The organism is Spirosoma aerolatum, from assembly GCF_002056795.1.
In the GTDB taxonomy this organism is placed as follows: Bacteria; Bacteroidota; Bacteroidia; order Cytophagales; family Spirosomataceae; genus Spirosoma; species Spirosoma aerolatum.
This window is the reverse complement of record NZ_CP020104.1, coordinates 4,924,649-4,937,455: the sequence shown is the minus strand read 5'-3', so window position 1 is coordinate 4,937,455 and position 12,807 is coordinate 4,924,649. Positions and strand designations below refer to the sequence as shown.

Here is a 12,807-nt window from a genome sequence, read left to right as displayed (position 1 = left end):
AAAAAACGGTCGATGTAAACCCTCACGGCACTATCCAGACCGAACCCCAAAGATAACGTATTTTCGGCCGATGTGATATACAAAAACCGGGCTGTATAAACAACCCGGTTCCTTTTTAGCCTGTTGATGTTTTAAGACCGGTTGGCCTTTCTGGCTTTGCGTTATTTTTTCTCAAATGTCATGGCTACGCCGTTCATACAGTAACGTAGGCCGGTAGGTTTAGGACCATCGTTGAAAACGTGCCCTAAATGGCCACCACATACGGCGCAGGTTACTTCGGTACGCACCATGCCATAACTTCTATCGACCGATTCCTTTACCGCATTTTTCGAGATCGGAGCGTAGAAGCTTGGCCAGCCTGTACCCGATTCAAACTTGGTGTCGGATGAGAAAAGCGGACTATGACAGCCAGCGCAGTAAAAGACACCATGTCGATGTTCCTCTACCAGTGGACTTGTTCCGGCTCGTTCGGTGCCGTGTTCACGCAGAACGGCATACTGATCAGGCGTCAGGATTTTCTTCCATTCGGCATCGGTCTTGACCACTTTCTTTGGCGGTTCTTCTTTCTGGAAAATCGGTCGATTATAGTGAATTGCCGAAACAAAAAATGCGGATAATACGAATAACAAAAGCGTTTTCATGAATTTTTTCCGATTAAGCGTTATGCTCAGATATACGTTTCTGGTGAAGTTTAGGATTTTACCGGATGGCCTATCCCCCGAGAAATCAGGCTTACCAGACGACTACAGAAACAGGTTGCTGCCCAACGGGTTTTGGGATACTAATTCCCCTACACCACAACGCGTTGGTCTGTCGCTATAAAACAATAAAATACCAGGACTCGTTCAGGCGTTCACCGGCGACAAGGCCAGTAGGGTTGAAGTTGTAGGGATAGGGCTGCCTCCCCGTTTTTCGACCGTAACGGCAAAGGCGTCGGCTCTGGCAACAGTACGATTGAGTCGTTGAAGTAACTCTGTACCGTTTGTTGCGTCGAATACACCAGCGTCAACGGGTTTTCCATCAACCATCGACCACAATTGATACTGTTTGTCGGCAGGCAGATTGGGTAAGGACCGAACATCAACCGCAACCTGATGGGTTTGCGTATTCCAGAAAACAATCATATCACCCTGAGGGGCTTTTTCATTGCCGCGCAATTCTATCGTTCGTAAACCGGGCTGGCGTAGTAGCGCCAAGGTCTGTTCTGTACGGGATTGATTGTCACGTATTTGGCGCATTTCAAGCTGTAGCGCATCGTTTGCTGTGCGGGTAGCAGCCAGCGTTTTCTGATTGGTACGCAATTCGGACAGCAGATAAAAGGAGAACAGCAGCAGAAGTAACCCCATTGAAGCGGCTACGATCCAGGTGACCCGGTACGTTGGGCCATTGGTAGGCAACTCACGAATGATAGGTTCATGTTCAACTTCTTTCGGTTGTCCAAATTCCAGTTCTTTCAGTAATTTATCTTTTACCGAGGCCGGGGGCTCTACGCTATGCAGCAGGGCATAATTTTCCAATGCTTCGGCTAGTTGATCGATTTCTTGACGAATCTCAGGATAGATAGACGAAAGGCACTCCACCTCGCGTCGTTCCTGGTCGCTTACCGCGCCCATTACGTACGATTCCAGGATGCCCGACGCTATATATTCCGTTATGTTCATGATCTAGTTACGTTCATTATTTAAATAGTTGTTTCAGCTCCTGTAAAGCCGCGCGTATTCGCGTTTTTACAGTTCCTAAAGGCAGGTTTAATTTTTCCGCAGCTTCTTCGTGCGTATAACCCGAAAAATAAACCAGGTCAATCAGTTGCTTCCGCTCAGGCCGTAACTGATTGACAACCTCCTGAACACCTATGAATTCTGGGTTGGGTTGCTCGGTATTATACTGCCTGTCAACTATATGTACGTTTTCTTCATCCGTTCGGATTGCTGCTGAAGGCTGAGTTTTGCGTGCTCGCAGGGAATCAATAGCGCTGTTGCGGGCAATGTTCAGCATCCAGGTGAACAAACGCCCTTTGCTGGCATCATAGGCATCCAGGTTTTTCCAGATTTTAACGAAGATATCCTGAAGAAGATCGGCAGCTTGTTCGTCGTCGCGGACAATACGCAGCACCACGCCATACAGGGCGGGGGAATACTGATCGTAAAGCCACTGAAAAGCCTGCTGATCGCGTTGAGTGAGTTTCTCGATCAGGACGCTTTCTGACACTAAAGAGGACGGGCGTTTCACGCAGAGTGTATTAATTGGGTCAAATATATAAGAATTTTAAAAAATGAACGGACATATAAACGTCAATATCATTCAATTAACGGCATGAATAAGCTTGTTGTTTACTGAAAATGGAAAAAATGAGCCCAAAACGGGACGATAAGAAGCAAGGTAAACCAGTATCGCTAGCTTCATTACTCCCACCGTCCCGTTTCGGCTACTCCTCCGTCTTATCTAAAAGACGATGCCCCCGTTTTGGACATGAGTACGTTATCGATACCATAAACCATCCCATTTGCCTGTCTGTTGCCACTACCCTCGACATGAACGGTATTGCCTTGTTCGTCGGTCAGCGATAGTTTACCGTTGGCGCCCATGGCAGCCGTGAGCGTTCCACCCGATAATGTTTTCAATTGAGCCTTGCCATTACCCGCTTTAATTTGTTGGCCTAAATCATCCGAATTGAGGGCGCCACTAACGATATGGTAAGACAGCAGTTGTTTCAGCGCATCCCGATGACTGCCATCCAGTAAGCCTGCCTGAACGTTGGCGGGCAGTTTCTTAAATGCACTGTTAGTCGGTGCAAAAAGCGTGTAAGGCCCACTACCTTTAAGCATCTCATAGAGATCTGACGACTGAAGGGCATTTTGCAGCGTTATGTAATTGGGTGAGGAGCCAATAAAATCCCCCACGCTTGAATTGCGAACGGTACTCCCTGCTTTTACGGCTGGTGTTTCGGTGGTTCGAGCGCCTTTTACTGCTTCCACTGTTCCTGCATTTGAATCCGTTGGGTTCATGCTGCTGCGGTTGCTATTGGTAGGGGCTGATGTTGTCGTATTCCCCGAATTTGTCATCGTATTGGGGTTGCTACCGGCACCTGTAGGGGCATTGGTAACGTTGTTGCTGTTATAATTGGTGGTGTTGCTGTTGTTGATAGCCGTACCGTCGCTAGTAGAACTCTGCCGATACTGTGCGTCCTGGGCGGTGGTGTTGCCCGTGCCGTTTGTACTGTTCTGATTCATTGATCGGCGAGCCTGGCGCATAGCCCGTTTCTGATTACGGGCAGCCGCTTTAGCGGGTGCCGAGTCGGGTGCAACGGCTCCCTGCGGTATGGAGCTTGACGAGACGGTTCCGGTGGGCGTTGTTTGTGCCCAGGTTGTAGTAGAAGCCAGTGCGATGCCGATCGCCATCAGGCTCAACGTTCCATTGATTTTCATAACGTTAGTTGTTTGGCCCAGATGTTCTTTAGATCCCACTAGGTTTAGGATCGGTTCGTCAGGAATCCCTGAAGTCCCAAAATCTTAAGAAGCATATGAAGGCTAATTGGTCATATCATTTGTTCAGGTTTAACTCGATCGCTTCCAAAAAGTTTGTTGTGAAATAGGCATTGTTTGCCTAAAGGCGGGTAGATTTGCCTACCTGTCAACAAACCACAATTCGAACGTATATGCAGTCTATTCTTCCCCTACCCACCCAGCCCGTCAAGCCAGGAACCAGTACAGGGCAGCATTTCTGGCATTCCGCAACGGACCGAAGCGAAAAGACGATTGACTCGTACTCGCCTGCTGATGGCCAGCTCATTGCCCGTGTACATCTATCTACCCGTACGGATTACGATAAAGTAGTCGAAACGGCTCAGGCTGCGTTTACGCAGTGGCGCCTGGTTCCGGCACCGCGTCGGGGCGAAATTGTCCGGCAGATGGGTGAACAGTTTCGGCGGTACAAGCGCGAACTCGGTACGCTTGTGAGCTATGAAATGGGTAAATCGTTGCAGGAAGGCCTGGGAGAGGTCCAGGAAATTATTGACATCTGCGATTTTGCCGTGGGGCAGTCGCGTCAGTTATATGGTCTGTCGATGCATTCCGAACGGCCAGCCCACCGGATGATGGAGCAATGGCATCCGCTGGGTATTGTAGGCATCATTTCAGCCTTTAATTTCCCTGTAGCCGTTTGGTCGTGGAATGCCATGATTGCCTGGGTATGCGGAGATGTATGCATCTGGAAACCTTCCGAAAAAACACCGCTGACGGCGCTGGCCTGCCAACAGATTATTGGGGATGTGCTACGGAATAATGACGTACCCGAAGGTGTATCGTGCCTTATTACGGGTAGCCGCGATGCAGGAGAATGGCTGGCCCGCGACCCGCGCGTAGCCCTGGTATCGGCTACAGGCAGCACACGGATGGGGAAAGCGGTTGCCGAAGCGGTCGCCGGACGGATGGGCCGGACCCTGCTCGAACTGGGTGGTAATAATGCCATTATTGTGTCGGAGCATGCCGATCTGGAGTTGGCCATTCCAGCCATTGTGTTTGGGGCTGTTGGTACTGCCGGACAACGCTGTACCACTACGCGCCGGGTCATTGTTCAGGAAAGCATCTACGACGATGTGAAGAATCGGCTGAAAAATGCCTACGCCCAACTTCGAATCGGCAGTCCGCTCGATGAGTCATTCCACGTTGGCCCGTTAATCGACCAGTTAGCGGTGAAAAATTATCGGACAGCCGTGACTGAAATACAGCAGGCAGGTGGGCGATTTGTGGTGGAACCGGGGGTACTGGATGGATTAGGGTTTGAATCGGGCTGTTATGTAAAACCGTGCATTGCCGAAGCTGAAAATAGCTGGCCCATTGTGCAGCGCGAAACCTTCGTGCCTATTCTGTATCTGCTTAAATACAGCACACTGGATGATGCCATCGCCCAGCAAAACGCTGTTCCACAGGGGTTATCATCAGCTATTTTCACCCTGAACCTCCGTGAAGCCGAACGATTCTTATCGGTTGCGGGGTCAGACTGTGGCATTGCCAACGTAAACATTGGAACCTCCGGTGCTGAAATTGGCGGAGCTTTTGGGGGTGAAAAAGAAACGGGTGGTGGCCGCGAATCGGGTTCCGACGCCTGGAAAGCCTACATGCGCCGACAAACCAACACCATTAATTACGGAACCACTATGCCCCTGGCACAGGGAATTACTTTTGAATTGTAGTAAGTTTCTCTGACAGGATTAACAAGATGAACAGGATTGTTTATTGCAAGAAATCCTGTTCATCTTGTTAATCCTGTCAGAGAAACTTTTTAACAATCGGAAAGTCTTATCGTACATGATTACAATTTGTATTGACGATAAAGACTCCGCTCTACTGTCCGTTTCATTTCCTGAAGACCCCATTGGTAATGACCTAATCCGGCAGATTCCAGGCCGACGCTGGAGCTACTCCCGACGGTGTTGGGTTGTTCCAAACACGCGTGAATCGGTCGTTAAAATCGGACAACTTTTTGGCAGAGCCTATTGTCGCTTCGATGAAGCGGTTGTGAGGCTTTACAAACCAACCGCTACAACTGATGAGGTTAATCTGGCTTCAAATCCCGTCTGGCCTCCTGTAGGTAAGTCACAGTCCTTTCGGAAACCATTTCGGTATGCTCCATCCTTACATAAATACGACAGTCACCCGGTTATTGTAGCCGTCAGTAAGGTGCTGCGGGTTCAGAGCTATAGCCCTAAGACGATAAGAAATTACAAACAGGCGCTGATTGCCCTCATTCGTTACATGGGCAACAAACCGCTGGAGGAACTAACCAATAGTCAGTACCAAACCTATCTGCTATTTCTACAGGAAAAGAAACGACTAAGCCCGGCCACGCTGAACGTACACATCAACGGATGGAAGTTCTATCAGGAAAAAGTATTGGGCCGCAACAAACAACACTACGACATCCCTTATCCGCGACAAGCCCACAAACTGCCGACTGTTTATAGTGTGGAGGAAGTGAAAGCAATCTTTCGGGCGACAACCAGTCTGAAATACCGAACGCTGTTTCAGCTCGTGTATGCAACGGGTATGCGCGTAAGCGAGGTTGCCACCCTGCGTCTAACCGACCTTGATCCCGTTCGTCGGCTGATTACAATCCGGGGTGGGAAAGGCAAAAAAGATCGCATCGTGATGTTTTCGGAGAAACTCACCGTCATTATAAATGACTATTTGGCCCGCTATCAGCCTAAAACGTATCTCTTTGACGATACCGAAACGGCCGAGCCATTAACAACGAGAGCCATTCAACTGGTATATAGCGATACTGTGCTTCACGCCCGCATCCAAAAAAGGGGAGGGATTCACTCGTTACGGCACAGTTTCGCTACGCACCTACTTGAATCAGGTATTGACATCCGCTATATCCAGCAACTGCTGGGCCATGAGAGTATCCTGACTACCATGCGTTACACGCATGTCACGGCTGATAAAATAAGTACCCTTAAAAGCCCGCTGGACGACCTGTAAGGTCATGCCGACGGAGTAGCAAACGAAGTTGTTTTAGGCTGTAGAATGTACTTTTGAGTACATAACCCTGGGTATACCGTTTCATACTTCGCCGAATTCGTTTGAGTTCACCTCGTTTAGTGATTCGGTACAGCTCATGATCATCGCCAAAAAAGTAGGTTGGGTATCCTTCTATATCCCATAGCCGTTGCACTGGCACCCAGTGAATATACCGTTTAATCACTTCGCAAAATCCAATTTGTTATTCCAATGTGCAAGTTATTTATTTGTTGAGGAACCTAATCATGTACATTGGTTGCAAAAAAATAGCGGAACTAAAAGTAGCTAACACTTAGGTTGTTAGCTACTTTTAGTTCCGCAGTTCTGCGTACAATACTATGTTGGGTGATGCCAACAGACTGAAAAAGAACGCAGTGGTCGGCTCGCGTGCGACAGTAAGCTCATCCCGAGGGCGGGCTGTTTTGCTTGCGGTCGACAACATAAACGCCTGCGTTGGGCGGTTTTTAGGTTGCGGTCGACACGAGAAACGCCCCAGTTAGGAGGCTGAAAATGGGCCACCGTGGCGCGGTCGCGTCCGACACGAGAGACGGAGTGACATGGCAACTCTGACACGTAGCGTGTGGCTTCGCGCGGGTCTGAAAATCGGAACGTGCGTTTTGCCCGCTTCGCGTAGGGTCGCTGTCGGGTGACAGGAAGCACGTCCCGAGGGAAAGCGGGCAGCCCAACCAAACGAGGGTGTAAAGGTTGTGACTTGTTTGTGTTCAGTTATCTTGCTCGCTCATCCATCAGCCCTCGCGGTCGTTGGGTGGTGCAAACGGAAGACTTGAGTGCCAGCGTCTCGGCGACAGGCCGCACGTCCCGACAGGGCAGACTGTTTAGTTCATTCGGCGGCTTCGGTCGACAGGATAAACGCCAGAGTTAGGCAGTTTTTTGGTTGCCTTCGACAAAGGAAACGTCCTAAAAGATAAGACTCGGAATAATACACAACACAAGGAGCATGTTCTTAATTGAAGGTGCGGCAATCGGCGAGTTGTGTGTAAGCAATATAATATCATAAAAGTTTACGAAACACAAAATGAATTGCTATATATCGGCATCAGCTAATTTTGACTTGACTAAAGTCGAGGCATTACTCGAAAACCAAAATATCAAGCATCATAGTTTTTATGACTTTTCAATAGGTACGACTTTTTCTGATTTAATCAGAAGAAAAATCCGAGATTCTGATTTTGTAATAGCAATTTTAGAATTCGATAATTCAAATGTACTTTTTGAATTAGGTGTTGCTGAAGGTTTAAGAAAGCCAACATTTATTCTTGTCGATAAAAACTTAAAAGTACCATTTTTCTTAGATACAAAATTCTATTATCAGACTAATTTTAAAGATTTTTCGCTAATTGAACTTGCACTGAAAAATTTCATCCAGGATATTGGAAGCAAGAAAAAATATAATATACGTAAAGAAGAAAATGATACTCTTTCAGTAGATGAAACTACAAACACATTAGTAAGAATATCAAATCTGCGTAAAAACCCTGATGAGGGAAAAATATTCGATCTGATAAAGGAGACCTTTTCCAAAATTGATGTTCAGAATGTTTCTATAAGCGAATCTATAGCTGATAAAGGGGTTGACTTTATAATTAGAAGTAAAAATTTAACTCCTTATTTTGGTAATCCAATATTTGTCGAAGTCAAGACTGGAAACTTGAGTGCCCAACGGATTCTACAAGCTGAAGAACAGTTATTAAAATATATGCAAACGTCAGAGGCAAAAGGTGCTATTGTTCTCTATCTTGATCGTAATAATAAGCGTTTTGATAATCTAGGAACCGGTTACAATTCTATACTTTTTTTTGACCTAGAAGATTTTATTAACGGTATCGCATCCCAAGGCTTTGAGAAGATGCTTATTGAAAAACGAAACAGAGCTGTTCACGGAAATTCCTAAGCCATGCCAAATTATAATAAAGCAAGGATTCAAGATTTTCTGGATAGATCAGATGCAGCTCCTAATCCAGATGCTAAAGGAAAAATATTTGAAGATCTATCAATATATTTACTAGAGAAATTTCAAGGAGTGAGAGTGGCTGACAGGAATGTATTAGACAATACTGGAGCCCAAGAGCTTGATGTTGTTTTTTGGAATAACCGTGTAAGATCTCCATTTGACTTTTTAGATCCAATACTAATATCTGAATGCAAAAATGAAGCAAACCCATTAAGTAGTGCCAAGTGTAGAGAATTTATTGCAAAATTGAGAAGCCGTGGTGCGAATACAGGTTTATTGATTTCTTCCAGTGGAATTGCCGGACAACTGAATGGATATAGATATGCAAACTCAGTGATTATGGACGCATTAACAGCTGATAAAATCAAAGTTATTGTGATTGATAGGGCGGAAATCTTAGCAATTACCAATACAGATGATTTAATCAATCTGATAACTGACAAATACCTCAACCTAACACTTAGACGAACTTTGAACTAGAGAGTTTGGCTTGTCGCTCGGATTTAAGCGGATTGCGTGCGTAGTTGTCCGCTTCGCGCCTGTCACCCTTCGGGCGACAGGATGCCCGTCCCGGGGGAAAGTCAGCAGCCCAACCAAACGAGGGTGTAAAGGTTGAAACGGTGTTTGCTTAGTCTATTTTGCTCGTTCACCATCAGCCCTCGTGGTCGTTGGGTGCGCCAGACAGGTATAAAAATGAGTGTAGTCCATCGCTCCGGCGACAGGGCGCACGTCTCGGACAGGCAAGCTTTTGGGCTTTCATTTTCAGCTTTCGGCTGAAAGGGTAAACCCTTGTTTGGGGGCTGATAGATTTGGCAGGTTGCGTGTGACACAGGGAACGCCCCAGTTAGGCTGGTCTTAGTTTCCAGTTCGGGGTTTCGGCTGACAAATAGTACTTTAAGAATGGTAAAGTCTTTTTTTGTATTTCTCCTCATGGCTGTTTTCTCATGTCAACCTCAGCAAAAGTTTGACAAAGAGAAATGGAATGAAGTTGGCGATTTGATGACTTTTCCCAACCGAAAGTACATGATTGATGACCTTACTCAGCATTATAACCTGAAAGGCAAAACCTACAAAGAGGTGATTGACCTTCTCAATCAGCCGCAAGACGGGCTTGATAGTACAGGTCAGATTGCTTACAATATCGACATTGATTACGGCGTGGAAGACCCTGTTTACTCAAAAAGGCTTATCGTCCACTTCTCAAAGGACTCCGTAGCTACTGGCTACCGTATCCATGAGTGGCGAAAGTAAAATGCTCCGCATGTGTCACCTGTCTTGCGACAGGTTGCACGTCCCGAGGGAAGGCTGGCAGCCCAACCAAACAGGGGTGTAAAGGTTCAAGTGCGGTTGTTTGTATTAACTTGTGCGCCCACCATCAGCCCCTGTTGGCGTTGGGTGCCCCGTCCAGGAATTACTTCAAATTCGGGCTTTCGTGCAACAATTTGACCGCCCCGTTAGGCAAGTCTTAAGGTTCATTTTCAGCGTTCCGGTGACAGGGAGCGCGTTCTAGAGGTCAGGCTTTTGCTTGTTCGTCTAGCTGCGGATGACAGTATGACCTTTTATATTAGGCAAATTGAAAGATGCTACATCATAAAGGATACATTAAAGATGAGGCCTGTTTCAAAACCTTATTTGAAAACACAGTAATGGTACTCGGCCATTGTTTTGAAAATGCGTACCTGTTCAATAAGCTCACCAAAGAAGAATTAGGTATCTTCCAGTTCTACGGTGATCCAACCTGTGGCTTAGTGGGAAAGAACAATGATTGGTGCTTGGTAGGTGGCGAGGTGCTTGTAATAAAAGGGCTACTTAATCACACACTTTGGGTCGTTGATGACTTGAAAGACATTTATGGTCTGAAAATGATTGACGAATACAAGACGTTAGTCCTTACAGACCCTTGGACTGAAGGCAGTGCTATTTGGTTATTGACAATAGATTTTTCTTCTTTGTCCAAACCGTTAGGTGTGTCAAAAGTGCGTGATTTCAAAGACTACTTCAACCAGCCGTTCAGCGAGGTAGTAATTTGGTAGTCCATTCGCCCCGCGTGGGGTCGTTCTCTGGTGACAGGAAGCACGTCCCGTAGGAAAGTTTGCAGCCCAACCAAACAGGGGTGTAAAGATTGACGCCACGTTCGTTGTCTGAAGTGGTTTCCTCATCCATCAACCCCTGTGGTCGTTGGGTGGACAGTAAAAGCAGTTGCTTGTAAGTCAGCATCTCGGCGACAGACCGCACAGCTCGACAGATGAACTGTTTGGCTCGTTTTTCGGCTTCGGTCGACACGAGAAGCGCCCCGGTTGGGTATGAAAAAAGTGGGTTTTTGACGTAGCGTGTGACAGGATAAGCGCCCGACAGACAATTTAATGGAATTCACGCTTCATAAAATCACTTTTATAGTAGAATGGGGCTTATAACATACAAGATACAGTTTGACTCAGACATACCACCGTTTTCTGAAATTGAACACCAATTTGACACTCAGACAGGACTCAAACTATGGATAACTGCCGACATCAATCTGCCTTTATTGCTGAGTATAAAAGATGTGAACGATGCCTTGAGGAATGATTCTGAGCAGGTCAGAACCTTGTTACAGGAGCGAATTGATTTTAGAGCAAAATACCCTGAGTCTACTTTTGATGACTACGAAAAGCTGGCCGGCAAGCGCGATGACATCAATAAAAAACTCACTCCTTTTGTGTATGTTCGGTCTCTATTCTTCAATCTGCCTTTCTATGAAATTTCTTTTAAAGTAGAAGGCAATTGTATACTGTTTGAGGTTGAAATAAATCAATTTTATGGCGTTCAATCGCTATTAAAAACATTGATTACTCTTGGAGGGACGTTTGTGGACGAGCAAAACTCAGTTAACTATCAAAAGCGTTGGAAGAAGTTGAAGCCTTGGAATGATTACAAGTGGTTTAACAGACCAAAAAAATAATATGCTCCGCGTGGGGTGGCTTCCCGTCGACAGGACGCACGTCCCGAGGGAGAGCGGGTCAGCCCAACCAAACAGGGATGTAAAGGTTGCAAGTTGTAGTCGTTCAGTTATCTTGTGTACTCATCCATCAGCCCCTGTTGGCGTTGGGTGTTTCGGACATAAAGTACGTGAGTGCCACCGCTCCGGTGACAGGATGCCCGCCCCGAGGGAGAGTTTGCAGCCTAACCAAACGAGGGTGTAAAGGTGTAAGTACGTGTGTTCAGTTGAGTTTCGTGTCCACTATCAACACCCGTTGGCGTTGGGTGCATCGGCTAAAAGGTAGTGCTCGTTTGCGGGCTCGCGTGCGACAGTCAGCACGTCCCAACGTCAAGCAGTTTGGCTCGTTGGGCAGCTTCCGGTCGACAAAATAAACGCCGGAGTTAGGCCGCTTTTTTGGGTCGTCTGCGACACGAGAACCTTCCCGGTTTGGATACTTAGAACGTAACGTGCGACACGAGAACCGCTCCATAAGAAGCTTTTTTTTGTGGCTCAGTAAACAGATTCAAATCAATCCTTTATGCAGAGTTTTCTATTAAAATTTATCCGAGTGATTATTGTATTGATGTTGCTTATCTCAACGGGGGCTACACTCAGTAAAATTGAATACATCCAGTGGCCCAATTTAGCTAATACATCACTGACGCTAATCGCCAACTTGGTCTTTTTGTATTTCAGCTCCCTCATTTTGTTTACGAATAGAGATTATAGCTCAAACAAGCTTATTATAGCTATTCTGGGTGTTTGCACGTTGGTAATACTGAGCCAGCTTTTTAACATTGTCGTTACCTTGGTGCCAACACTGATAGCAATGGGTGAGGAAATAGTTTTTCTACTTATGGGTTATTTATATATTGGCTATGTTTTCCTAGTTGTGTATTACATAACTAGAACTTGGCTTAAGTTCAACCAGTTACGGGTCAGTCAAGTATAGTTTTAGTCCTACAAGGATAGCTTTCCTGTGACAGGGAGCACGTCCCGTCGGAGAGTCGGCAACCCAACCAAACAGGGGTGCAAAGGTTGAGGCCTCGGTTATTGTCTTGGGTGGTTTCATCATCCATCAACCCCTGTGGTCGTTGGGTGCGCCAGACAGGTATAAAAAGGTTCGTGTATGCCATCGCTCCGGCGACAGGGCGCACGTCCCGACAGGCCACCTTTGGGCTCTTTAGGCGGGTTGCGGTCGACAAGCCAACTGCCCCAAATGTCAGGCTTCAGCTTGTTGGGCAGGTCGCTGGCAACTGGGTAAATGTCCCGCAACGGTGGCCTGACAAAATTTGATTCGTAAAAATGGAAACTCTAAAAGACGTTCTTAAGGCTCTGTTTAGTTGGACACTTGT

Annotated in this window: 13 protein-coding genes; 7 read left to right on the top strand and 6 right to left on the bottom strand. The window is 46.6% G+C overall.

What is annotated here, in order from left to right; all coding sequences use genetic code 11:
* Positions 1–161 precede the first annotated feature (161 nt).
* The 4 genes from msrB to B5M13_RS20510 form a co-directional block, all read right to left on the bottom strand.
* Complete coding sequence (msrB, locus tag B5M13_RS20525) at positions 162–641, bottom strand: peptide-methionine (R)-S-oxide reductase MsrB (RefSeq protein ID WP_080057439.1); 480 nt, start codon at positions 639–641, stop codon at positions 162–164.
* A 204-nt stretch (positions 642–845) separates the two neighbouring features.
* The gene (locus B5M13_RS20520) at positions 846–1,661 is read right to left on the bottom strand and encodes an anti-sigma factor (RefSeq protein ID WP_080057438.1); all 816 of its coding nucleotides are present in this window, start codon (positions 1,659–1,661) and stop codon (positions 846–848) included.
* A 16-nt stretch (positions 1,662–1,677) separates the two neighbouring features.
* Entirely contained in the window at positions 1,678–2,229 is a 552-nt protein-coding gene (locus B5M13_RS20515; protein ID WP_080057437.1) for an RNA polymerase sigma factor, read from the bottom strand.
* A 209-nt stretch (positions 2,230–2,438) separates the two neighbouring features.
* Complete coding sequence (locus B5M13_RS20510; RefSeq protein ID WP_080057436.1) at positions 2,439–3,425, bottom strand: fasciclin domain-containing protein; 987 nt, start codon at positions 3,423–3,425, stop codon at positions 2,439–2,441.
* A gap of 230 nt (positions 3,426–3,655) precedes the next feature.
* Between B5M13_RS20510 and amaB the strand changes: the two genes are divergently transcribed.
* Both amaB and B5M13_RS20500 read left to right on the top strand, forming a co-directional pair.
* Positions 3,656–5,191: an L-piperidine-6-carboxylate dehydrogenase gene (gene amaB / locus B5M13_RS20505; protein ID WP_080057435.1), complete on the top strand. Its 1,536-nt coding sequence runs from the start codon at positions 3,656–3,658 to the stop codon at positions 5,189–5,191.
* 115 nt (positions 5,192–5,306) lie between these two features.
* Positions 5,307–6,482 (top strand): tyrosine-type recombinase/integrase, encoded by a 1,176-nt coding sequence (locus B5M13_RS20500; RefSeq protein ID WP_080057434.1) that lies wholly within the window; start codon positions 5,307–5,309, stop codon positions 6,480–6,482.
* Here the strand turns inward: B5M13_RS20500 and B5M13_RS20495 are convergent.
* Positions 6,457–6,705: a hypothetical protein gene (locus B5M13_RS20495; RefSeq protein WP_080057433.1), complete on the bottom strand. Its 249-nt coding sequence runs from the start codon at positions 6,703–6,705 to the stop codon at positions 6,457–6,459. The two genes, B5M13_RS20500 and B5M13_RS20495, sit on opposite strands and share 26 nt — an antisense overlap.
* Before the next feature lie 888 nt (positions 6,706–7,593).
* Here B5M13_RS20495 and B5M13_RS20490 point away from each other — a divergent pair.
* The 5 genes from B5M13_RS20490 to B5M13_RS20470 all read left to right on the top strand — a co-directional run bounded on the left by B5M13_RS20490 (position 7,594) and on the right by B5M13_RS20470 (position 11,434).
* Positions 7,594–8,433: a TIR domain-containing protein gene (locus tag B5M13_RS20490; RefSeq protein WP_155297307.1), complete on the top strand. Its 840-nt coding sequence runs from the start codon at positions 7,594–7,596 to the stop codon at positions 8,431–8,433.
* Between the two features lie 3 nt (positions 8,434–8,436).
* Positions 8,437–8,973: a restriction endonuclease gene (locus B5M13_RS20485; protein WP_080057431.1), complete on the top strand. Its 537-nt coding sequence runs from the start codon at positions 8,437–8,439 to the stop codon at positions 8,971–8,973.
* Positions 8,974–9,423: 450 nt separating this feature from the next.
* Positions 9,424–9,744 carry a hypothetical protein gene (locus B5M13_RS20480; RefSeq protein ID WP_155297306.1) on the top strand — a complete coding sequence of 107 codons (321 nt, stop codon included), beginning with the start codon at positions 9,424–9,426 and terminating at the stop codon, positions 9,742–9,744.
* A 329-nt stretch (positions 9,745–10,073) separates the two neighbouring features.
* Entirely contained in the window at positions 10,074–10,526 is a 453-nt protein-coding gene (locus tag B5M13_RS20475; protein ID WP_080057429.1) for a hypothetical protein, read from the top strand.
* Positions 10,527–10,894: 368 nt separating this feature from the next.
* A complete protein-coding gene (locus B5M13_RS20470) occupies positions 10,895–11,434 on the top strand; it encodes a hypothetical protein (protein WP_080057428.1) in 540 nt (179 codons plus the stop codon).
* 1,089 nt (positions 11,435–12,523) lie between these two features.
* On the opposite strand, the gene B5M13_RS20460 is transcribed toward B5M13_RS20470, so the two are convergent.
* Positions 12,524–12,727 (bottom strand): hypothetical protein, encoded by a 204-nt coding sequence (locus B5M13_RS20460; protein WP_080057426.1) that lies wholly within the window; start codon positions 12,725–12,727, stop codon positions 12,524–12,526.
* Positions 12,728–12,807: the final 80 nt, after the last annotated feature.

What these genes read in the sequence shown, in the direction of transcription:
- B5M13_RS20485 (WP_080057431.1), top strand. Translation starts at nt 8,437, where the DNA reads ATGCCAAATTATAATAAAGCAAGGATTCAAGATTTTCTGGATAGATCA.
- B5M13_RS20500 (WP_080057434.1), top strand. Translation starts at nt 5,307, where the DNA reads ATGATTACAATTTGTATTGACGATAAAGACTCCGCTCTACTGTCCGTT.
- B5M13_RS20470 (WP_080057428.1), top strand. Translation starts at nt 10,895, where the DNA reads ATGGGGCTTATAACATACAAGATACAGTTTGACTCAGACATACCACCG.
- msrB (WP_080057439.1), bottom strand. Translation starts at nt 641, where the DNA reads ATGAAAACGCTTTTGTTATTCGTATTATCCGCATTTTTTGTTTCGGCA.
- B5M13_RS20510 (WP_080057436.1), bottom strand. Translation starts at nt 3,425, where the DNA reads ATGAAAATCAATGGAACGTTGAGCCTGATGGCGATCGGCATCGCACTG.
- B5M13_RS20520 (WP_080057438.1), bottom strand. Translation starts at nt 1,661, where the DNA reads ATGAACATAACGGAATATATAGCGTCGGGCATCCTGGAATCGTACGTA.
- amaB (WP_080057435.1), top strand. Translation starts at nt 3,656, where the DNA reads ATGCAGTCTATTCTTCCCCTACCCACCCAGCCCGTCAAGCCAGGAACC.
- B5M13_RS20475 (WP_080057429.1), top strand. Translation starts at nt 10,074, where the DNA reads ATGCTACATCATAAAGGATACATTAAAGATGAGGCCTGTTTCAAAACC.
- B5M13_RS20480 (WP_155297306.1), top strand. Translation starts at nt 9,424, where the DNA reads ATGGCTGTTTTCTCATGTCAACCTCAGCAAAAGTTTGACAAAGAGAAA.